The sequence below is a fragment of the Tropicimonas sp. IMCC34043 genome, assembly GCF_003390845.1.
In the GTDB taxonomy this organism is placed as follows: Bacteria; Pseudomonadota; Alphaproteobacteria; order Rhodobacterales; family Rhodobacteraceae; genus Tropicimonas.
In genome coordinates this window covers 377835-398067 of sequence record NZ_QMEK01000002.1, presented here as the reverse complement: position 1 = coordinate 398067, position 20233 = coordinate 377835, and the positions used below count along the sequence as shown (strand labels likewise).

Here is a 20233-nt window from a genome sequence, read left to right as displayed (position 1 = left end):
GTTCCTACCTTGTTGCTTGAATTCATCGACATTCAATATATCGACGATGCGCTCGGCGTAGGGACAGGTTTGGAGTGTCAGTTTTTTCATCTATCGCGCCAATTCGTGCCTGCCTTTGCGCCGCAAGCCTTCTGTAGCAGACGAAGTTGCCGGCAGGATACAGCAAATTGCAGCGCTGCAAAATGCCGTCGGTCTCGGATCGAGAAGTGTTAACGCCCCGGAATCGCTGAACGCTTGGTCCCGGCACCGGGCCAGTCGTCGATTGCGGCAATTGCCGCTTCGGCAGTGTCCACCAAACGGAACAGTTTCAGATCGTCGTGCGAGATGGTGCCGGCCTCGGCCAGTCCCTCGAAATTTATGATGTCGTTCCAGAATTCCGTGCCGAACAGCAGGAATGGCACCTGCCGCATCCGGCCGGTCTGAATCAACGTCAGCGCCTCGAAGAATTCATCCATCGTGCCAAAGCCGCCGGGGAATATCGCAATCGCCGCGGCGCGCATCAGGAAATGCATCTTGCGCATCCCGAAATAATGGAAGTTGAAGCACAGCTCGGGCGTGACCCATTGGTTCGGTGCCTGCTCGTGCGGCAGCACGATGTTCAGCCCGATCGACTTGCCCCCGGCGTCGGCAGCACCTCGGTTGCCCGCCTCCATCACGCCGGGGCCTCCGCCCGTGACGATGATGTTCTCGCGCCCGCCGCCCGCAAGGCTGCGTTCGGTCATGATCCGCGCGAACTTTCGCGCCTCGTCATAAAAATGGCTCAGCTTCGCCATCCCTTCGGTCGCGCTATCGTCCATTTGCTCGCGCGGCCGGATCCGGGCGCCCCCGAACAGCACGACGGTCGTTTCGACACCCTGCTCGGTCATCAGGAGCTCGGGCTTCAGCAGTTCCAGCTGCAGACGCACTGCACGCAACTCGTCGCGCAGCATGAAGTCAAAGTCGTCATAGGCGAGCTTGTAGGCAGGCGAGCTGCTTTGCACGGTCTCGGGCACTTCCCGCGTGGTGCGGATGTCGTCCTGCGCATCGCGGAACGAGCGTTTGGCGTGGTCCTCTGTCATCGCGCGGTGCCCTTCTGTGGCTGGTAGATGGCAAGGCTAGACTGACCGCGCCCGACTGGAAACCCCGCTGCCCCGCGGCATACCTGCAACGGAACCGCCGGCAGAACGCCGCGCCGCCGCGTTGCAATGGGCGGCATTTCTGCTAGATGCGCGGCAGACGCGAGGAAGGAAGGACAGCAGATGTCGAGAACGAGCCTGGAGAGCGCCATCGAAGCCGCATGGGATGTGCGGGACTCCCTCAACCCCCATACCGGCGGCGAGATCCGCGAGGCGATCGAGGACACCCTGAACGCGCTCGACCGGGGCGAGCTGCGGGTGGCCGAAAAGCAGGCAGACGGCAGCTGGCACGTCAACCAATGGGCCAAGAAGGCGGTTCTGCTGGGCTTCCGCATCAAGGACATGGAAATCCAGGATGGCGGCCCGCAGGGCGGCGGCTGGTGGGACAAGGTCGACAGCAAGTTCAAGGGCTGGGGCAACAACGATTGGGCCGCGGCAGGCTTTCGCGCGGTGCCAAACTGCATCGTGCGCAAATCGGCCTTCATCGCGCCCGGCGTGGTGCTGATGCCGTCTTTCGTCAATCTTGGCGCCTATGTGGACAGCGGCACCATGGTCGACACCTGGGTCACGGTCGGCTCCTGCGCCCAGATCGGCAAGAACGTTCACCTGTCCGGCGGGGTCGGCATCGGCGGCGTGCTGGAACCGATGCAGGCCGGCCCGACGATCATCGAGGACAACTGCTTCATCGGTGCGCGCTCGGAAGTGGTCGAGGGCGTGATCGTCCGCGAAGGCTCGGTACTCGGCATGGGCGTCTTCATCGGCCAGTCGACCAAGATCGTCGACCGCGCGACGGGCGAGGTCTTCTATGGCGAGGTGCCGCCCTATTCGGTGGTGGTCTCGGGCTCGATGCCGACGACGGGCGGCGTGAACCTCTATTGCGCGGTGATCGTCAAGCGCGTCGACGAACGGACCCGGTCCAAGACCGGCATCAACGAGCTGCTGCGCGACTGATTCCCCTGCCCCGGGCCCGTCGAAGAGGCGGGCCCGGGGGAGAATGCGGCAGAATTCGGGCACCCGCGGACCATATTGGCGAAATTGGGCCAGTATTGAGTCAATAACGTGGCGCAGCGCGGAAAATAAACATTTTCAATCTCTTATGCGCCATCTTTCCGGCGAATTTGCGCGGCATTTTCGGGACGTCATGGCAGCGTCCGACATTCCCATGCTCGGTTTCCGAGCGCTTCAGGCCGTCATGGACCTGCGCGCCGTTGCCGGACGGCAGCCGCGCTCTGCCATCAAGGAGATTGCGCAGCATACCCCGGGTTCCGGGCGCGTCCCCGCCACCGATGCGCAGGCGCTGGCGCGGATAATCCTGCGCCAGGGCGCCCGGATCGAATCCGACGCCGACCGACCCCTGTTCGAGGCACTGCAGATCGCCGCCAGCCAGCCCGAACAGGACGCCGCCGCCTTTACCTGTGCCACTGCGGTGCTGATCGCCGACCGTTTGCAGCACGGGCTCGGCGACGACGATCTGGGCAGCTATTGGGCCGAGTTCGGCCCGGACTATGACCGGCTTGCAGCCCCCGACCGGGCGGCCATCGTCCAGGGCTTCCTGATCGGGGCGCGCCAGCGGCGCCTGCGCATGCCCGCCGCCCCGACAGCCGACGCGGGCCGGCTCAGCCGCCCCCTTGCCGAAACGGCGGCCGATTTGCTGGCGCTTGCCGGCGCTCAGGCCGAGATGCTTGAGGAGGCATTTGCCGCGACCCTGCCCCCGCTCGATGCGACGCTGGCGACCCGGCACCTGCGCGGGCTGATCGAGGGCCGCGGGCACGAGCCGCTGACCGGCGATTCGCTTGCCTTTGCACCGCTGCTGGCGCTTGCCGCCGCACCGGCCCGGCCCGGCCACACCGGAGCCACCGCACTGCTGCTGGCCGAGGCGCTTCGCAGCCGCGACGCCGAAGGCTGGTTTGCAATCACGCTCTGGCCCGAGCGGATCGACGGCTGGCTCGCCCTGCCGCCGTCCGAGGCACGCGCGATCCTCGGGGGCTTGCGTCATCTCTATGAATCCGACCCCGATTGGTCGCCCAAACCCGAGCGGCTTGCGTCGCCGCAGCCCGACCTGCCCTATCCGCTGCTGCCGGTCTTCGACGTGAGCTATGGCCGCGCGGATCCGGGCGAGCACGTCGGTTGAGTGTCGGTTGAGGCTTGGCACCGGGGCCGGGACCGGCTAGCGCTGCGCCATGACCAGCGACCCTGAGAAACCCGCCCGCCCCAAACGCCCGCAATCGATCTTCACCCTGCTGGTGGAGGTCGGGCGCCAGGACGATGACGGCCTGCCCAAGGATGCGACCGGGGCTGCGCTGATGTGCTATGCGACCGGCGTCGACGAGGCAGAGGCGGTGCGCGAAACCGTGGCGATCCTCAAACAGGCCGGGCTCGCACCATTGGAGGTCCAGGGCTATGGCACGCTCGAGGAGCGTCTGGCCGAGGGCGACGAGATCCCACCCGACGAACGGGCGCTGATGCAGCGGGCCGCCGATGAAAATTCGGTCATCGTCGCCCAGATGACGCCGTTTTTCGACTGAAACGGCCGGCCGCGACCCGGAAATTCAGGATCGGCCGCATCGTAAGCGCTTGCGACAGCGAGCATCCGCGTGTTTTCAGAAGGACGTCTCATGAGGCAAGGGGGGGTCATGCCGGGAAGCCCATCGCAGAAACGCCGCTGGGGATGGTATTTCTTCGACTGGGCCAGCCAGCCCTATAACACCCTGCTGATCACCTTCATCTTCGGACCCTACGTCAAGGATCTGCTCTCGGACGGGGCCGCGGCGCAGGCGCTTTGGGGCTATACCATCGGCGCAACCGGTATCGTCATCGCGCTGCTGGCCCCCTTCCTTGGTGCCGCGGCCGACCGCGGCGGCCACCGCATCGGCTGGATCGTGGTGTTTTCGGCGCTCTATGTCCTCGGCGCCGCGGGCGTCTGGCTTGCCCGGCCCGAGGGCGGCCAACTGCCCCTGTCGCTCGGGCTTTTCGCGCTTGGCATCATCGGGATGGAGTTCGCAACGATCTTCACCAATGCGATGCTCCCGGGCCTCGGCCCCAAGCACGAGATCGGCCGAATCTCGGGCACGGGCTGGGCATTCGGCTATGTGGGCGGGCTGGCCGCACTGGTGATCATGCTGCTCGCCTTCGCCGAATCGCCGTCCGGAACCACGCTGCTCGGCCGGGCGCCGGCGTTCGGGCTCGATCCCGCAACGCGCGAGGGCACGCGCTTTGTCGGGCCGTTCACCGCGCTCTGGTATCTGGTCTTCATGGTGCCGTTTTTCCTCTGGGTGCGCGATCCCGGCCCCAAGCGGCGCCAGCGCCTTGCCCCGGCCGTGAAAGGCGCCTGGAACGCGCTGTGCCACACCGTGAGAGCGTTGCCGCGGCAGCGCTCGTTCTCGGCCTTCCTGCTGTCCTCGATGTTCTACCGCGACGCGCTGAACGGTCTTTATATCTTTGGCGGGCTCTATGCGGCGGGGGTGCTTGGCTGGGGCGTGATCGACACCGGGCTGTTCGGCATTCTGGCGCTGGTGTTCTCGGCGCTGTTCGCCTGGGTCGGCGGACGGGCGGACCGCCGTTTCGGACCCGCGTTGGTCATCCGCGTCAATCTTGTCGTGCTGACCGCCGTTTGCAGCGCGATCCTGTTTGTCTCGCGCGAGCACGTCTTTGGCTTTGCCGTGGCGCCCGCATCGCGCCTGCCAGACATCGCCTTTTATGCCATCGGCGCGCTGATCGGCGGGGCTGGCGGCGCGCTGCAGCCGGCGAGCCGCACCATGGTCTGCCATCAGGCAGAGCCCGCAGCCATCACGCAGGCTTTCGGCCTTTTTGCCCTGACCGGCAAGGCCACGGCCTTCCTCGCGCCGCTTTCGATTGCGGTGGTAACCGACCTCACCGGATCCCAGCAATTGGGCATAATTCCGGTGATTGGCCTTTTTTTGTTGGGCCTGATGCTGTTTACTCGGGTCAAACCAAAACAGGAACGGGCAGAATGGGCAGCATCAGAGACATCCTCATCGCAAGTTTGATCGGCCTTATCGCGATGCCGGCGGCCGCCGCGCCGCTTGCCACGCAGCTTTTCGGTGCCAAATCAACGCCGTCGCAACAGACGCCGCAGGCAATCGGCTCCTACGCCAAGGGCTGTGCCGCAGGCAACGTGCAACTGCCCGAGACCGGGCCGACCTGGCAGGCGATGCGGCTGTCGCGCAACCGCAATTACGGCCAGCCCGAGATGATCTCGTTCGTCGAGGATCTGAGCGCCTATGCCGCGACCCTGCCCGGCTGGAACGGGCTCTACGTGGGCGACATCTCGCAGCCTCGCGGCGGCCCGATGACCTCGGGCCACGCCTCACACCAGCTTGGGCTCGACGCCGACATCTGGATGCTGCCGGCCGGCAATGTCCGTCTCAGCCGTGCGAAACGCGAGAATATCAGTTCGATCGACGTCCGGTCCAAGGACCAGCGCAGCGTCAACGGCAACTGGACCCCGGCCCATGCCGCGCTGCTCGAGCGCGCAGCCTCCGATCCGCGGGTCGACCGCATCTTCGTCACCCCGCCGGTGAAGATCGAATTGTGCAAGTCCGCCAAGCGATCCGACACCAAATGGCTGCAGAAGATCAGGCCCTACTGGGGCCACAACTATCACTTTCACGTCCGGTTGAAGTGCCCCAAGGGCGACCGCGCCTGCGTGACCCAACGCCCCAATGTTGCCGAGCTTTCGAATGGCGGCAACGGCTGCGACGCCTCGCTCAACTGGTGGGTGACCGACATGCTGAACCCGCCGAAGTCCACCGCGCCGGCAAAGCCCGCCCCGAAAAAGCGCGGACCGCGTGAGTTCACGATGGCCGACCTGCCTGCGCAATGCGTCGACGTACTCTCGTCGCGCTGAGTGTTGCGCTCGGGCTTGCCGGTGCCGCAGGACTTGCCGCGCGCACGGTGTCGCCGGCGAGCGTGACCGCAATTGATCTGGTCGGCGACGGGTTTGGTGGCGACGGATTTGGCGGCTGGTCGGGCATCGACGTCTCGGCCGACGGCAGACGGTTCTGGGCGGTGGGCGACCGCGCAAGCGTGACCCGGGGAACGCTGCTGCGCGAGAATGGCCATCTTGTCGGCGTTTCGGCCGAGCCGGCGCATTGGATCCGCGTTCACGGCAACTGGCCCGCCCTGCCCGACGGCAACGATTTGGAAGGGATCGCGCTGCTGCCCGATGGCGGACTGGCGATTTCCTTCGAGGAAGTCGCCCATGTCGCCCGCTATAGCGACCTCGACTCCCCTGCCGTCCGGCAACTGCCGGCCGAACCCTTCGCCGGCCTGTCGTCGAACCTCGGCCTCGAAGCGCTGGCGGTGGACTCGCGCGGCATGCTTCTGACCTTGCCCGAGGTTCCGCCCGATCATGGCGACACGTTCCCGGTCTATACCTTTGCCAACGGCCAGTGGGAGTACCCCTATGCGCTGGAGCGCAGCGGGATCTGGCGCGCGGTCGGCGCCGACTTTGGCCCCGATGGCCGGCTCTACCTGCTCGAACGCGCCTTCCTCGGCGTTGCCTTCATATCCCGCATTCGTCGGTTCGACCTGACATTGCCCGGCCCGGTCAAATCCGGCGAGGTCGTCTACAGCTCGCCTCCCTGGCGGCACGACAACCTCGAAGGCATCGGGATCTGGCAGGACGACACCGGGCAGATGCGGGCCGTCATGATCTCGGACGACAACTTTCTGCCCGTTCTGCGCTCGCAGATCGTCGAGGTGCTGCTGCCGGGGTGACAGGAGCACACGACTTGCGCGGCGCGCGGCGCGGGTGTATTGGCCCGGCTTCCCCTTTCGGGGCAAGTCGCCGCAACCTTGTCAAAACGGGCATCAGATATGAACCGCACCCATCTTCCCGGCATCCTTGCCATGGCCGCCATCGTGGTGGCCTCGAATATCCTCGTGCAGCACCTTCTGGGCAGTTGGCTCACCTGGGGCGCGCTGACCTATCCGCTGGCGTTTCTGGTCACCGACCTGATGAACCGCATCTATGGCCCCGCCGCCGCCCGCCGTGTCGTGCTGTCGGGATTTGTGGTCGGCATCGCCTGTTCGCTGATCGGCAGCCAGATCAGCGGCGAATTCGGCCCGCTCGTCACCCTTCGGATCGCCATTGCCTCGGGCACCGGGTTCCTGTTCGCCCAGCTTACCGACATCGCGATCTTTCACCGGCTGCGCCACGGCGCCTGGTGGCGCGCACCGCTCGCCTCGACCCTTGTCGGCTCGGTGCTCGACACCACACTGTTCTTTTCCATCGCCTTCTCGGCGACGCTGAACTGGATCGAACCCGGCAATCTGCCGACCTGGGCGCAGGAGTCGGTTCCGGTGCTTGGCGCCGGTCCCCATGCGCCGCTGTGGGTTTCTCTCGCGATTGCCGACTGGATGGTCAAACTCGGCCTCGCGCTGCTCGCTCTGATACCGTTTCGCGCAATCGTGCGCCGCGCAAATCCCGCTCTCGTCGATATTCATTGACACGTAACGGAATCATGTCAGCCTGTGAGTGTCAGAAACAACCGGAAGGAGGTGATCCAGTGGTGAGAGTCATGCTGGAGAGAGGCGTCGGAATAGTCGGAGGAGCGGGCCGCTAGGCGGTCCTGGCGTCATACGCCACCCGACGGGCCGGAGGTCCAACCGACCCCGCCTCCAAATTGCTCGGAGGGCCGCTCCCAAAAGGAGCGGCCCTTTTCGTTTGGCGCCTTGCCCGGCCTGCCGCATCGGATCGGCGCGGCGCGAACCGGCACGGCACTGGAATCCCGGCCCGGCGCGAACTATGACCCGGTCAACCGACCGTAGGGCCCCGCCATGCTTCGCATCAGTGACACCATCGCAATCGAGGACTGGGAACTGGTCGAGCAGTTCACCCGCGCCTCTGGCCCCGGCGGGCAGAACGTCAACAAGGTTTCGACCGCCGTCGAGTTGCGGTTCGAGGCTGCGCGCAGCCCCAACCTGACCCCCGAGGTGAAAGCGCGGCTGAAGCGGCTGGCCGGCCGGCGCTGGACCCTCGATGGCGCCGTGTTGATCCGGGTCGAGGACACAAGAAGCCAGGCCCGCAACCGCGAGATCGCCCGCGAGCGTCTGGCCGAACTGATCCTTGCCGCCACCCACCGGCCACGCCGCCGCATCGCGACCCGCCCGACGCTCGCCTCGAAGAAGCGGCGGCTGGAGACGAAATCACGCCGTGGCACCGTGAAATCCCTGCGCGGCAAGATTGACGGCGACGAGTGAGCGCCACACCGCGGCGCCGCTCCCGCCCCTGACGGCGGGGTCGCGCAGGGGGTAGGGAAAATATCTCCCTGCCCTGCCGCCGCAATGCGCTGCCCTGTCCCTGTGGCCCGGCCTCGTTTGGGCGCCCATCCGAAATCGGCCATGGCCACCGCGCCCGCCGGGGTCGCCCGCGGGGCCGCTCAGACGAGAACGTCGATCGGGGTCTGGGCGCCGACACCGAAGACGCGCTTGTACCGTGCGATCTCCTCCGGTGGTCCCATCGACTTGTTGGGGTTGTCCGACAGCTTCACCGTCGGTCGGCCATTTGCGCTGACCGCCTTGCAGACCAGGCTGAACGGCGCCAGCGCATCGCCCGGCACCAGCCCACGGAAGTCGTTGGTCAGCAGCGTGCCCCAGCCAAAGCTCGGCCGGCAGCGGCCGGCGAACTGGGCATAGAGACTGAGGATATCGTCGACGTCGAGCCCGTCGGAGAAGATGATCAGCTTTTCACGTGGATCCTCGCCGCGTTCGATCCACCACGCAATCGCGCGTTCCGCCGCCTCTGCCGGATCGCCGCTGTCGATCCTTATCCCGGTCCAGCCGGCAAGCCAGTCCGGCGCATGTTGCAGGAACCCCCCGGTCCCGAAGGTGTCGGGCAGGATGATCCGCAGGTTGCCCTCGTGTTCCTGATGCCAGTCGGCCAGCACCTGATAGGGCGCCTGGGCCAGTTCTGCGTCTGTGTCGGCAAGTGCCGCATAGACCATGGGCAGTTCGTGGGCATTGGTGCCGATCGCCTCGACCTCGCGGCGCATGGCGATCAGGCAGTTCGAGGTGCCGATGAAGGTCTCGCCCAGCCCTTCGATCAGCGCCTGCACGCACCAGTCCTGCCACAGGAAGGAATGCCGCCGCCTGGTGCCGAAATCGGCAATGCGAAGCCCCGGCACCTTGCGCAGCCGGTCGACCTTTTCCCACACCCGGGTCATGGCGCGGGCATAAAGAACCTGCAGCTCGAACTTCTCCATCCGGTTCAGCACCGCGCGGCCGCGCAGTTCCATCAGCACGGTCAGCGCCGGGATCTCCCACAGCATGACTGCGGGCCAAGGCCCCTCGAAGGTCAGCTCGTACTGGCCGTCGCGCTTTTCCAGATGATAGTCCGGCAATTGCAGGTGTTCGAGCCACTCCATGAAATCGGGGCGGAACATCTGCCGCTTGCCGTAGAAGGTATTGCCGCGCAGCCAGGTGCTTTCCCCGCGGGTGAGCGAGAGCGAGCGGATATAGTCGAGATGCTCGCGCAGTTCGGCCTCGTCGATCAGCTCGGCCAGACGGATGCTCTTGGTGCGGTTGATCAGCGAGAACGTCACCTGGGCGTCGCGCCTGTTGTGGAACACAGACTGGCACATCAGGAGCTTATAGAAGTCGGTGTCGATCAGCGATCGTACGATCGGATCGATCTTCCACTTGTGGTTCCAGACACGCGTGGCGATGTCGACCATCGACCAGCCCCCCCTTATGCAGCGAGATCAAGGCTATCGGGCCGGGTGCGCGAAAGTAAAGGACGGTTTCAGCCGACAACGCCAAGTTGCGTGCCCGCCACTGCCACCGGCCGCTGCAGGATGCGCGCAGGACCGGCCGTGGAAAGCGTATCGCCCCAGGGCGGCGCGGGCTGCCGGCTGCTCCCGAGCCGCAGGGCGACCGCGGCAAGCAGCTCTGCCCGGCGAAGCGGCTGGACCAGAACATCGCTCATCCCCGCGTCGAGCAGCCGCGTTCGCTCGGCGGGGTCCGCGACGGCGGTCAGCGCCAGTACCGGGACAGCATCGTCTGTGGCCGGCTCGGACGGAACCTCGGACGGCGGCTGCGGTTCGTGCCGCCCGTCACGCATATCGTCATACCCCCCATCGTGCGCTCCCTCGGCGCCATTGCCGGCAAGCCTGTCGGCCTCGATCGCGCGAATCTCGCGCACCGCGGCAGTTCCGTCGCAGAGCGGCATATCCACATCCATCAGCACCAGATCCGGCATATGGAGTTGAAAATAGCCCACCGCCTCGCGCCCGTTGGTGGCGAGGATCGTGCGGGCCCCGGCGGCGGTCAGAATGGCATCGAGCACCACGAGTTCGGCGCGGTTGCCGGTAGCGATCAATATCCGGCGATCCAGAAGCTTCGCGGGATCCGGAGGGCCCAACGGCGGTTCTGACCCATCGACGGACCCGCGTTCCGCGACGGGCAGCGCCAGCACGACCCGGAATACGGAGCCGCGGCCAGGCAGCGAGGACGCATCGATCCCGCCCCCCATCTCGCGCAGCAGCAGATGGGCGAGCGGCAGGCTCGCTCCCGGCCCGGCGGCGCCTGTGTCGTCGCGGCCCGCGCCGCCTGTCATCGCGACACCGGTGCGCAGATCGAACAGCCCGGCAATGCGCGCCGCCTCGATCCCGATGCCGGTGTCGCGCACCGCAAGTTCCAGGTGGCACAGCGCATCCTCAAGCCGGACCGCAGCCTCGATCCGGATCCGCCCGGTCCCGGTGAAGTCGACCGCGTTGGCCAGAAGGATCCGCACGACCTGGCGCAGCCGCCGGGCGTCGCCCGTGACCAGCGCCGGCAAGCTCGCGGGCAGCAAAAATTGCAGTTCAAGCCCTTTGGCCTCGGCCGCAGGCCGAACGCCGGCCACTGCCGCCGTCAGGCAGTCGCGCAGGCAGAACGGCGCCTCGCCAAGGGCGAAACGACCCGTGGCGAGCAGCGCCAGATCGATCAGGTTGTCGACCCGGTCGGCGAGGGATGTTGCGCTGCTGTCGATCATGGCGCTCAGCGCCGACGGATCGAGCCCCGGCGGATGGTCCTGCAGCAGTTCCGCCGCGCCGATCATCCCGTTCAGCGGTGACCGAAGGTCGTGGCCGATCGAGTTGGCCAGAAGATCGCGCATCAAGCCGGCATCGTCCGCCGAGCGGCGTGCTGCCGCCAGATCGCGCGTCTGCCGGCAAAGCTCTGTCACGTCCCGACCGACGGCGATCATGTGGTGCATCCGGCCGCCGCCGTCGACAAAAGGCGTCACCTCGAGATCGAGCCAGATTGCCCGCCCCGATTTCTGATGGAAGGCGATGCGCAGTTCGCAGGGGCGGCATTCGGCGAGACATCTTTCGATCTCGCGCAGATCTTCCGCGACGGTCTCGGGTCCGCAGAGGAAGGCCGGCGCCTGCCCGACCGCCTCGGCGGCGTCATACCCTGTCACCCGCACGAAAGCGCGGTTGACCCAGGTGATGACCCCGCGCGCATCGCTTGTTAAAACCACGTCGCCAACGCTATCGGCGACCTCGGTCAACCGCTCTACCGCCGCTTTCGCCAGGCCGAGCGTCTCGGCCGCCCCTTGCGCCTGTGCCTCCGCCTCGATCCGCGCAATCCCGGCCGCCTCGGCCTGCGCCACGGCCCGTGCCCGCCGATTGATCAGCGCACCGACCGCCAGCCCCAGCCAGCCCGCCGCCAGCACGGCATAGACCGCGCCCCGGCTACCCGCCGGTGCCGCCAGCGCAAGTTCGGCCAGCAGCAGACCCAGTGCCAGGCCCGCCACGGCGATCCGTGCCAGCGCCGCCGGCCGGTTCAGCCCGATCTGCGCCGCAGCCCCGATCAACAGCGCCAGACACAGCGCCCCGGCCAGAACTGCCGCCCCGGGTCCGCCAATCGAGAAGATCACCGCCGCCACATAGGCCTGCGTGCCGGCCTGCAGCGTTGCGGTCACCGTCGTGACGGCAATGGCCGATGGAAGTGCTGCGCCGAATATATGCCGGCTGCCAAGCCGTTGCAGGAACAGCGCATCAAGCGCCTCGCCGCCAAGAACGGCAGCCCCGGCCAGCACAAGCGTCCGCGGCTCAGCAAGCCCGGTCAGTGCGACAAGCGCGCCCAGCACCGGTAACAGCCGCAGCCAGAGCTGCCCCCGCCAGTCTCGGCAATAGCGGCGAAATCGTCCCTCGGGCGTCATCGCCCGCCGCAGGTCATCGAGCTGTTCTGCGGCGCTGTGGTTGTCTGGGTCCATCCCTCATCGCCTCCTGGTGGCACCGGAACGGCCGGTAACGCCCAGAAGAGCAGAAAAAACCTCCGGATGGGTTAAGCCCCGCCAAACTCAATGCGCTGCAAGGATCACCCCGGCCTCGATCATCGATTCTTCGGCATCCTCGAGCGATCCCTGAAGGTCGATCGCCCGGCAGGCGTCCATGGCAACGGTGACATCGAAGCCAAGCCGCGCCGCATCGAGCGCTGTGTAGAGCACGCAGAAATCGGTCGCGAGCCCCACCAGCCTCAGGCGTTCGATCTTGTGGCCGCGCAGGTAACCCTCGAGCCCCGTTGGGGTGGTCTTGTCGTTCTCGAAAAACGCCGAATAGCTGTCGATCTCGCGCCGGAAACCCTTTCGGATGATCAGGTTGGCACTGTCGACCCGCAGCTCGGGGTGAAACTCGGCCCCCGGCGTGCCCTGCACGCAATGGTCGGGCCACAGCACCTGACTGCCATAGGGCATCTCGGTGACGCTATAGGGATGAAACCCGGGGTGCTCGCTGGCAAAGGAAAGATGACCGGCGGGGTGCCAATCCTGGGTGAAGACGCGGATCGGATAATCCGCCAGCATCGCGTTGATCTTTGGCACCACGGCGTCGCCGTCCGGCACGGCAAGCGCGCCGCCGGGGCAGAAATCGTTCTGGACGTCGATCACGATCAGGGCTTCGGACATCGCGGGCACCTCCTGTCACAAGGGCTACGGCGAGTGCATCGCGAGGTCAATGGAGCCTTGTCGAGCGCCCCTGCGGCAGGCTAGGCACGCTGTCATGTTCATCGTTGCAGCCCTCTATCACTTCACCCGGTTTCCCGATCCCGCCGCCTTGAAGGCGCCGCTGGCCGCGCTTTGCTGTCAGCAGGGCGTGACCGGCACGCTGCTGCTTGCGCCTGAGGGGATCAACGGCACCATCGCGGGGACGCGGGCAGGGATCGACGCGGCGCTGGCCCATATTCGCAGCCTGCCGGGCTGTGCCGGGATCGACTGGAAGGAAAGCACGGCCGAGGCGATGCCCTTCGGCCGGATGAAGGTGCGGCTCAAGCGCGAGATCGTCACGATGGGCGAGCCGCAGGTCGATCCGACCGCGGCTGTCGGCCGCTATGTCGAGCCTGCAGACTGGAATGCACTGATCGCCGCGCCCGATGTGGCCGTGATCGACACCCGCAACGCGTATGAAGTCGCGATCGGCACCTTCGAGGGCGCGGTCGATCCCGGCATCGACAGCTTCCGCGACTTTCCGGGCTGGTGGCAGGCCAATCGCGAGCGATTCCACAACAAGCGCATTGCCATGTTCTGCACCGGCGGCATCCGCTGCGAGAAGTCGACGAACTACCTGATGGGGCTGGGCGAGGCCGAGGTGTTTAACCTGAAGGGCGGGATCCTGAAATACCTCGAAAAGATCCCGGCCGAGGAAAGCCTCTGGCAGGGCGACTGCTTCGTCTTTGACCAGCGCGTGGCGCTGACCCACGGGCTGGCCCCGGGGCGGCATGGCATGTGCCACGCCTGCCGCAGGCCAGTCTCGCCCGAGGACATGGCGGCGCCGGGCTTTGAGCATGGCGTTTCCTGCCCGCAGTGCGTCGAGGAATTCAGCGAAGCCGACCGCGAGCGATTCCGCGAACGGCAGCGGCAGGTGCGGCTGGCCGCGGAACGGGGCGAACGGCATCTGGGCGCCGAACACTGACGACAGGGCCTGTCCGGCCCCGCAATAGGCGTGCAAGCCGCGGTCAGACCCGCGCGCCGTACCGGCCGAGCCAGTCGAGGATCGTCCCTGCGGTCTGGGCCGCAAAGTCCGGCTCGAACATCGGCATGTGCCCGGCCCCCTCGATGATCTGCGGGCGGGTACCATAGTAGTATCCGGTCAGATGCACATCGAGCGGCGGCACGAAACGGTCCTGCGAGGCGCCGATCACCAGCATGTCGCTTCGCGGTCCGGGCAACGGTGCAAAAGGCGGAAATCCCGGCGTGCGGCTGGTCGCAGCCAGCGATTCATCGGTGAAGCGCGACATCAACTTGCCGAACAGCCGATCCTCGATGCCATTCGGGAACAGGTTGGCGCGCAGCACCGACAGGTCCGCCGCCGCGACCCCGAACAGCGAAAAGTCGAACATCGCTTTCCACAGCGGCAGGTTGGTCAATGCCATCTCCATCGAGGCGCGCCACAGTCCATAGGGCGGGGCCGAACAGACGAGCACCGTACCAGCGGGCCGCATGCCACGGCGCAGCAGGTTCTGGGCGACCGCGCCACCGAGCGAATGGCTGACCACCACCGTCGGCCGGCCGACAGCGGCCAGCGCCTCGGCCAGTGCGTCGGTGTAGTCGTCCAGATCGGGCCCGTCGAACAGCGGCGCACCCGGCAGGATCGCAGCCAGCGCATCGGCCGCCACGCCAAGATCGCCGGTCTGGAGGGCCTTTGCCATCGCACGTTCGAACGCGTCGGGATCCGATCCGATTGTGCCCCCGGCTTCGCGCCCGGGCAGCGTCATGGTCCAGCCGCGATAGCCCTGCTGGCCAAACCGGTCCAGCCACTCGGGCGTCCAGACCCAGCTTCCTGCCGCCATCCCGTGCAGGAACAGCACGTCGAACGGCCGTTCCGGACCCGCCTCGGGCTCAAAGCACCCCATCGCCCATCCCTGATGGTCGATCTCTTGCACCGCGTGGTTCATGCCAGTGACTCGCATTGGTTCCGCATCGCCATGAGTATATCCGATGCGGCAGCCGGCGCCGCCAGAAAATGCTGCGCCGCAGCGATTTTCACCGTGCTTTGAAGTGGCCCTGTCCAGAGCCATGACGGACACCCTGCATCGTGGTAACCTTTGACCTATCAGAGCCCGACGGGAGGCGTCCGATGGCGCTGCAATGTCCCTTCTGCCGACAGACCGACCTTGCGGACGATGCGCTCAGGTGCCCGCACTGCGGATCCTGGCTCGACCCCGACAAGCAATCCGACGCATTTGCGGCATTCAGCCGCGATCTGCGCGGCGAGGTGGAACGCGGGCTCGAGCGCCAGCAACAGACGCTCGCCGCCGACCTCGACAAGCACCGCGCCCATATCGAAAAGCTGCTTGGACGGATGCAGATTTTCGCCGGGGTGATTGCCGCGGTCGCGGGGGGCTTTGCGATCTATTTCACCGGCATCACCAAGGAAAACATCTCTCAGACCACGGCGCGGATCGAGCAGGACGCCAGCAAGCAGGTCCAGAATGCCGCAACTGCGGCCTCGCTCAAGGCCATCGCCCAGGCCGACGAGACCGTCCGCCAGCGCGTTGGCGAGGCAATCGCCGAACGTCTTGCTTCGCCCGAGGCGCAGGGCCTGATCGAACGCGCGATCGCCGAATCGGTATCGGCCTCTGTGCGCCACGAGGTCGACCGCCGGCTGGAGGGCATCCAGGCCGAAATCGACACGCGCTCTGCCGCGGCGCGGCGCGAGCTTGACGCTGCCACAGCACAGATCGATGCCGTCAAGTCCGCCGCCGCCGACGCCGTCGAGACGGCGCGCGCGCTTCAGGCTTCGACCACTGCCGCGCTTGCCGGCGTGAATCAGATCGAATCGAACTTCGCCAATGCCCGCAATCTCGATCTTGCCAACGATGCCTCGGTGATCGATTTCCAGACCATTTCCGGCAGCGACAAGGGCGGGCTCGATCAACTGTCGGACCTGGCCGAGGCGCGGATCAACGCGCTGACCTTCACGCTCGGTTCGCACGACTACTGGGCGCCGGTCGCGTGGAAATACCTCGACACGCTCGACGCCGTGCCGCAGTTCGAATGGGTCGTCTTGCTGGCCCCCGATGGCGTTCAGGCGCTGGGATACTGGCCTGCACGCCAGCTTGCCGCCGCGCTGAACCCACCCGAAAATGACGAGATCGCAGCCCGGCTTGGCAACGATCCCTTTGCCATCCCCGACGACCAGGAGATGCCAGAATGGGTCCGCTTCACCGACATGATCGGCGCAGGCGACCTCGACGGCCTTTCGCGCATACCCGGTTACCGAACGATCACGGAAAGCGCCGCGACCGACTGGACCAATTTCCAGGCGCTCGACCGGATGCTGCAACTGGGCGTCGACCAGCTTCCGGTGCTGGATGACAACGGCGCGCTGATCGGCTTTGCCGACCGCTCGCGGCTGACCACCCAGATGCTGCTTGAAATCGCCACCCGGCTGGAGTGATCAGGCGGCGACCTTCGGCCCGAACCGTCCATAGAAGCTCTGCCCCTTTGACGCCATCTGGCGCAGCAGACCCGGGCAGGCAAAGCGGTCGCCATAGGCCTTGGCCAACTGGTCGCAGCGTTCGGCTGCATAGGGTGTCCCGAGCATGTCGAGCCAGCCGAACGGCCCGCCCGACCAGGGCGCAAACCCCCAGCCGAGGATCGCCCCGACATCGCCCTCGCGGATGTCGGTCAGAACACCTTCTTCCAGCGCGCGGACCGCCTCCAGCACCTGCGCGAACAGCAGCCGGTGCTGTACAAGGATCAGGTCCGGCTGGTCGGGCGACAGCGGATAGGCCTCGCGCAGACCCTCCCACAGCGACAGCCGCTTGCCCGCCTCGTCATAGGCATAGAACCCGGCCCGGGCCTTGCGCCCCAGCCGGCCCGCATCGGCCATGGCGAACAGAACCTCGTCCACGGCGCCATCGGGATAATCCGCGCCCATCGCGGCCTTCGTCGCCTTGGCGATCTTCACGCCAAGGTCGATCGAGGTCTCGTCGACCAGTTGCAGCGGGCCAAGCGGCATGCCGACCAGTTTCGCCGCATTCTCGATCAACGCTGGCGCCACGCCTTCGGCAACCATGCGGATGCCCTCGTTGATGTAGGGAATGATGCAGCGGTTGGCATAGAAGAACCGCGCGTCGTTGACGACGATGGGCGTCTTGCGGATTTGGCGCACGAAGTCGAGCGCCTTGGCGACCGCCCGGTCCCCGGTCTTGCGGCCCTTGATGATCTCGACCAGCAGCATCTTTTCCACCGGGCTGAAGAAATGGATGCCGATGAACTGCTCGGGGCGTTTCGACGCCTCGGCAAGCTCGCTGATCGGCAGCGTCGAGGTGTTGGTGGCAAAGATGCAATCCTCGCCCACGACCGCCTCGACCTTCGCCGTCACTTCGGCCTTGATCTTCGGGTCCTCGAACACCGCCTCGATAATCAGATCGCAGCCGGTGAGAGCGGCATAATCGGTGGTCGCGGTGATCCGCGCCAGCAGCTCTGCCTTCTTTTCGGCCGTCGCCTTGCCGCGCTTGATCCCTTTGTCCATGTACTCGGCCGCATGGGCCTTGCCGCGGTCGGCGGCGTCCTGGCTCTGGTCCAGCAGCACCACCTCGATCCCGGCCTGCGCCGCAACCAGCGCGATCCCCGCGCCCATCATGCCGGCGCCCATGACCCCCAGCTTTGCCACCCTCTGGTCGGGCGCCGCGGGGCGGTTCGCGCCCTTCTCGAGCGCTTCCTTGTTGACGAACAGCGACCGGATCATGGCCGAGGACGAGGGGTTCAGCAGCACATTGGTGAACCAGCGCGCCTCGATCCTCAAGGCCGTGTCGAAATCGACCAGCGCGCCTTCGTAGACCGCCGACAGCAGCGCCCTGGCCGCCGGATAGACGCCTTGTGTCTTGCCGTTCACCATCGCCGAGGCGCCGACGAAGGTCATGAACCCCGAAGCGCTGTAGGGCGCACCGCCCGGCATCCGGTAGCCCTTCTCGTCCCAGGGCTTGACGATCTTCGGCTCCGACAGCACCCATTCCCTTGCGGCATCGACCAGCGCCTCGGGCGCCACGACCTCGTCGATCACACCCATGGCCTTCGCGGCCTTCGGCGCGTTCAGCTTGCCTTCCAGCAACAGCGGGGCCGCGGCCATCGCACCAAGCTTGCGCACCAGCCGGGTGGTGCCACCAGCGCCGGGAAAGATCCCGACAAGGATCTCTGGCAGCCCGATTTTGGCCTTGGGCGCGTCGGCGGCAAAGATCCGGTGGCAGGCAAGCGGGATCTCGAGCCCGATGCCAACGGCGGTGCCGGGCAGGGCTGCGGCAATCGGCTTGCCGCCCTTCAGGGTCTTCGGGTCCATCCCGGCGCGCTCGATCTTGCGCAGCAGGGCGTGGATCTTCATCACGCCATCGAACAGACCCTGTGCAGGGTCCTCGCCCACCGCGTCCTTCATCCCTGCAAGAACGTTCAGATCCATGCCGCCGGCAAAGCTGTCGGGCTTGCCGCTGGTGATCACGGCGCCCTTGATCGCATCCTCGTCGATCACCCGGTCGATCAGCGCCTCGAGATCGGCGAACCCCTGCAGGCTCATCACGTTCATCGACCTGTCGGCCGTGTCCCAGGTGATCACCGCAACGCCGTCGTCGCCGACCCGCATCGAAAAATCGCTCATGGCTGCCTCCTCATTCGTGTCTCGTTCCCCACGGGTCGGTCTCGGCCGTATCCCGTGCTCAACCGGCCGGGCGACGATACCGCTTCGGTATCCGCTGCGTCTGCGCCGCGACGCTGCGTTGGACATCGAACGCCGCCTTGCGGTACTCGACCATCTCGATCGTCAGCGGCACCGGGTTGTCGGGCGTCGGATCTCGGTGACGGCAGAAATAGGTTATGCTCGACTGGCGTGGAGGCTGGTCCGGGCCGAGGTCGTAGTACCAGTCCACCATCACCCGGAACTGGCCGCGTACCGGCAAACCGATCGCCGCAACCTCGCCGCGCATGCCTCTCAGCCCTGCCTCCGCCCATTCCTCCTGCATTCTTTGCATCGCGGCGACAATCTCGTCACGTCCCTCGATCAGGATCAGATCGCATTCCAGATAGACCGGCAGGCAGGGAGCGCAGATCTGCGCCACCGCATCGAAATCCCCGGCCAGCAACGCCGCGGCCGTGGGTTCGAGCCACTGCTCTAGCGATGCGGCCATCTCGGAAGGCTCCGGTCCTGTGCTGCGTCGCATCATCGGCCCGCCCCCGGATACGGGCTGCCGTCCTTCAGCGTGTAGCTGACCTCCCCGGACCTGACATCGAGCACGAGATCCAGATCGGAATAGACCGCACGCTCGGGATCCATGCGCGCGCCCAGCACCAGAAAGGCGGCCGGACTGTCGGTGCGGTTGACGAAATGATGTCCGTTGCCGTCGCCCGCCGGGAATGCCGCGCAATCGCCCGGCCGCATCGCATGGGCGCCCGCATCATCGATCAGGGTGCAGATACCGTCGGTCACCATCGCGAACTCGTCCTCGCGCGCGTGCCAGTGGCGCAGCGAACTCAGCGCCCCGGGCTCGAGCCGCACCAGATTGGCGCCGAACCGGGTCAACCCGCCAGCCGCGCCCAGCCGCAGCGAACTGCGCCCTTTCATCATCGCGGCATAGGGTTCGGGATAGATCGAGCCGGTCCTGACCGGCAGCGCGGCAAGGTCCAGCACCGGGTCGGGCAGCGTTGCGGGGGCTGCGCGCTCAAGCCTCTCGGGCTCGGTCTGCCGGCTGCCATCTGGCGCGTGCCACGCCCGGCGCCCAAGATCGGGATAATGCACCACATCCTCGGGCGAACGCCAGCCTGCCACCAGAAAGCGAACCGGATCGTCGCCGCGGTTGAGGATATGATGTCCATTCGGCACGCCCGCCTTCCAGGCCACCGCATCGCCCGGGCGCAACAAGGTCTCGCCGCGCTCGTCGGCCAGCACCGCCGCGCCTCCGATCACCCACAGGAACTCGTCCTCGACCTCGTGCCAGTGCCGGTCCGAGGACGCAGCCCCGGGTTCGAGCGTCGCAAAGATCACCCCGAACTGGGTCAGCCCGCCCGCATCCCCCAGAAAGACGCTTTCGAACGCGCCGAGCGGCGCGTCGGATCCACGACGCTCGAACGGGGCCGCGGCCATGTCGATCACTGGCATGATAGTGCTCCGATCCGTCCCGCGCGC

The 20233-nt window shown here is 66.4% G+C and carries 18 protein-coding genes; 10 read left to right on the top strand and 8 right to left on the bottom strand.

Annotated elements, in window-relative coordinates:
- Positions 1-209: 209 nt before the first annotated feature.
- Positions 210-1058, bottom strand: a complete 849-nt coding sequence (locus DQG17_RS11615) for an LOG family protein (RefSeq protein WP_116132998.1) — start codon at positions 1056-1058, stop codon at positions 210-212.
- Positions 1059-1238: 180 nt separating this feature from the next.
- On the opposite strand from DQG17_RS11615, the gene dapD reads away from it, so the two are divergent.
- The 8 genes from dapD (at position 1239) to arfB (ending at position 8339) form a co-directional block, all read left to right on the top strand.
- Entirely contained in the window at positions 1239-2066 is an 828-nt protein-coding gene (dapD, locus tag DQG17_RS11610; RefSeq protein WP_116132997.1) for a 2,3,4,5-tetrahydropyridine-2,6-dicarboxylate N-succinyltransferase, read from the top strand.
- Between the two features lie 211 nt (positions 2067-2277).
- Complete coding sequence (locus DQG17_RS11605) at positions 2278-3246, top strand: hypothetical protein (RefSeq protein WP_157973591.1); 969 nt, start codon at positions 2278-2280, stop codon at positions 3244-3246.
- A 49-nt stretch (positions 3247-3295) separates the two neighbouring features.
- Positions 3296-3640, top strand: coding sequence for a hypothetical protein (locus DQG17_RS11600; protein WP_116132995.1), 345 nt, complete (start codon positions 3296-3298; stop codon positions 3638-3640).
- 108 nt (positions 3641-3748) lie between these two features.
- Positions 3749-5122: an MFS transporter gene (locus DQG17_RS11595; RefSeq protein ID WP_116132994.1), complete on the top strand. Its 1374-nt coding sequence runs from the start codon at positions 3749-3751 to the stop codon at positions 5120-5122.
- Positions 5086-5982, top strand: coding sequence for a penicillin-insensitive murein endopeptidase (mepA, locus tag DQG17_RS11590; RefSeq protein WP_116132993.1), 897 nt, complete (start codon positions 5086-5088; stop codon positions 5980-5982). Before DQG17_RS11595 ends, mepA begins: the two co-directional genes overlap by 37 nt.
- On the top strand, positions 5955-6854 hold the full coding sequence (locus DQG17_RS11585) for an esterase-like activity of phytase family protein (protein ID WP_116132992.1): 900 nt from the start codon (positions 5955-5957) through the stop codon (positions 6852-6854). Before mepA ends, DQG17_RS11585 begins: the two co-directional genes overlap by 28 nt.
- Before the next feature lie 99 nt (positions 6855-6953).
- Positions 6954-7586, top strand: a complete 633-nt coding sequence (locus tag DQG17_RS11580) for a queuosine precursor transporter (RefSeq protein WP_116132991.1) — start codon at positions 6954-6956, stop codon at positions 7584-7586.
- Between the two features lie 330 nt (positions 7587-7916).
- Positions 7917-8339, top strand: a complete 423-nt coding sequence (gene arfB / locus DQG17_RS11575; RefSeq protein WP_116132990.1) for an alternative ribosome rescue aminoacyl-tRNA hydrolase ArfB — start codon at positions 7917-7919, stop codon at positions 8337-8339.
- A gap of 179 nt (positions 8340-8518) precedes the next feature.
- Here arfB and pncB read toward each other — a convergent pair whose 3' ends face one another.
- From pncB to pncA, 3 genes are all read right to left on the bottom strand, one after another.
- On the bottom strand, positions 8519-9811 hold the full coding sequence (gene pncB, locus DQG17_RS11570; RefSeq protein WP_116132989.1) for a nicotinate phosphoribosyltransferase: 1293 nt from the start codon (positions 9809-9811) through the stop codon (positions 8519-8521).
- A gap of 68 nt (positions 9812-9879) precedes the next feature.
- Positions 9880-12336 (bottom strand): ATP-binding protein, encoded by a 2457-nt coding sequence (locus DQG17_RS11565; protein WP_116132988.1) that lies wholly within the window; start codon positions 12334-12336, stop codon positions 9880-9882.
- Between the two features lie 87 nt (positions 12337-12423).
- On the bottom strand, positions 12424-13026 hold the full coding sequence (gene pncA, locus DQG17_RS11560) for a bifunctional nicotinamidase/pyrazinamidase (protein WP_116132987.1): 603 nt from the start codon (positions 13024-13026) through the stop codon (positions 12424-12426).
- 94 nt (positions 13027-13120) lie between these two features.
- Between pncA and DQG17_RS11555 the strand changes: the two genes are divergently transcribed.
- Positions 13121-14029, top strand: a complete 909-nt coding sequence (locus DQG17_RS11555; protein ID WP_116132986.1) for a rhodanese-related sulfurtransferase — start codon at positions 13121-13123, stop codon at positions 14027-14029.
- A gap of 43 nt (positions 14030-14072) precedes the next feature.
- Here the strand turns inward: DQG17_RS11555 and DQG17_RS11550 are convergent, their stop codons facing one another.
- On the bottom strand, positions 14073-15026 hold the full coding sequence (locus DQG17_RS11550; RefSeq protein ID WP_157973590.1) for an alpha/beta hydrolase: 954 nt from the start codon (positions 15024-15026) through the stop codon (positions 14073-14075).
- Between the two features lie 167 nt (positions 15027-15193).
- On the opposite strand from DQG17_RS11550, the gene DQG17_RS11545 reads away from it, so the two are divergent.
- Complete coding sequence (locus DQG17_RS11545; RefSeq protein WP_116132984.1) at positions 15194-16516, top strand: hypothetical protein; 1323 nt, start codon at positions 15194-15196, stop codon at positions 16514-16516.
- Here the strand turns inward: DQG17_RS11545 and DQG17_RS11540 are convergent, their stop codons facing one another.
- The 3 genes from DQG17_RS11540 to DQG17_RS22140 are packed head-to-tail and all read right to left on the bottom strand — an operon-like array spanning position 16517 to position 20206.
- Positions 16517-18712: a 3-hydroxyacyl-CoA dehydrogenase NAD-binding domain-containing protein gene (locus tag DQG17_RS11540; protein ID WP_116132983.1), complete on the bottom strand. Its 2196-nt coding sequence runs from the start codon at positions 18710-18712 to the stop codon at positions 16517-16519.
- A gap of 58 nt (positions 18713-18770) precedes the next feature.
- Positions 18771-19238 carry a hypothetical protein gene (locus tag DQG17_RS11535; RefSeq protein WP_116132982.1) on the bottom strand — a complete coding sequence of 156 codons (468 nt, stop codon included), beginning with the start codon at positions 19236-19238 and terminating at the stop codon, positions 18771-18773.
- Between the two features lie 32 nt (positions 19239-19270).
- A complete protein-coding gene (locus tag DQG17_RS22140; protein ID WP_116132981.1) occupies positions 19271-20206 on the bottom strand; it encodes a cupin domain-containing protein in 936 nt (311 codons plus the stop codon).
- Positions 20207-20233: the final 27 nt, after the last annotated feature.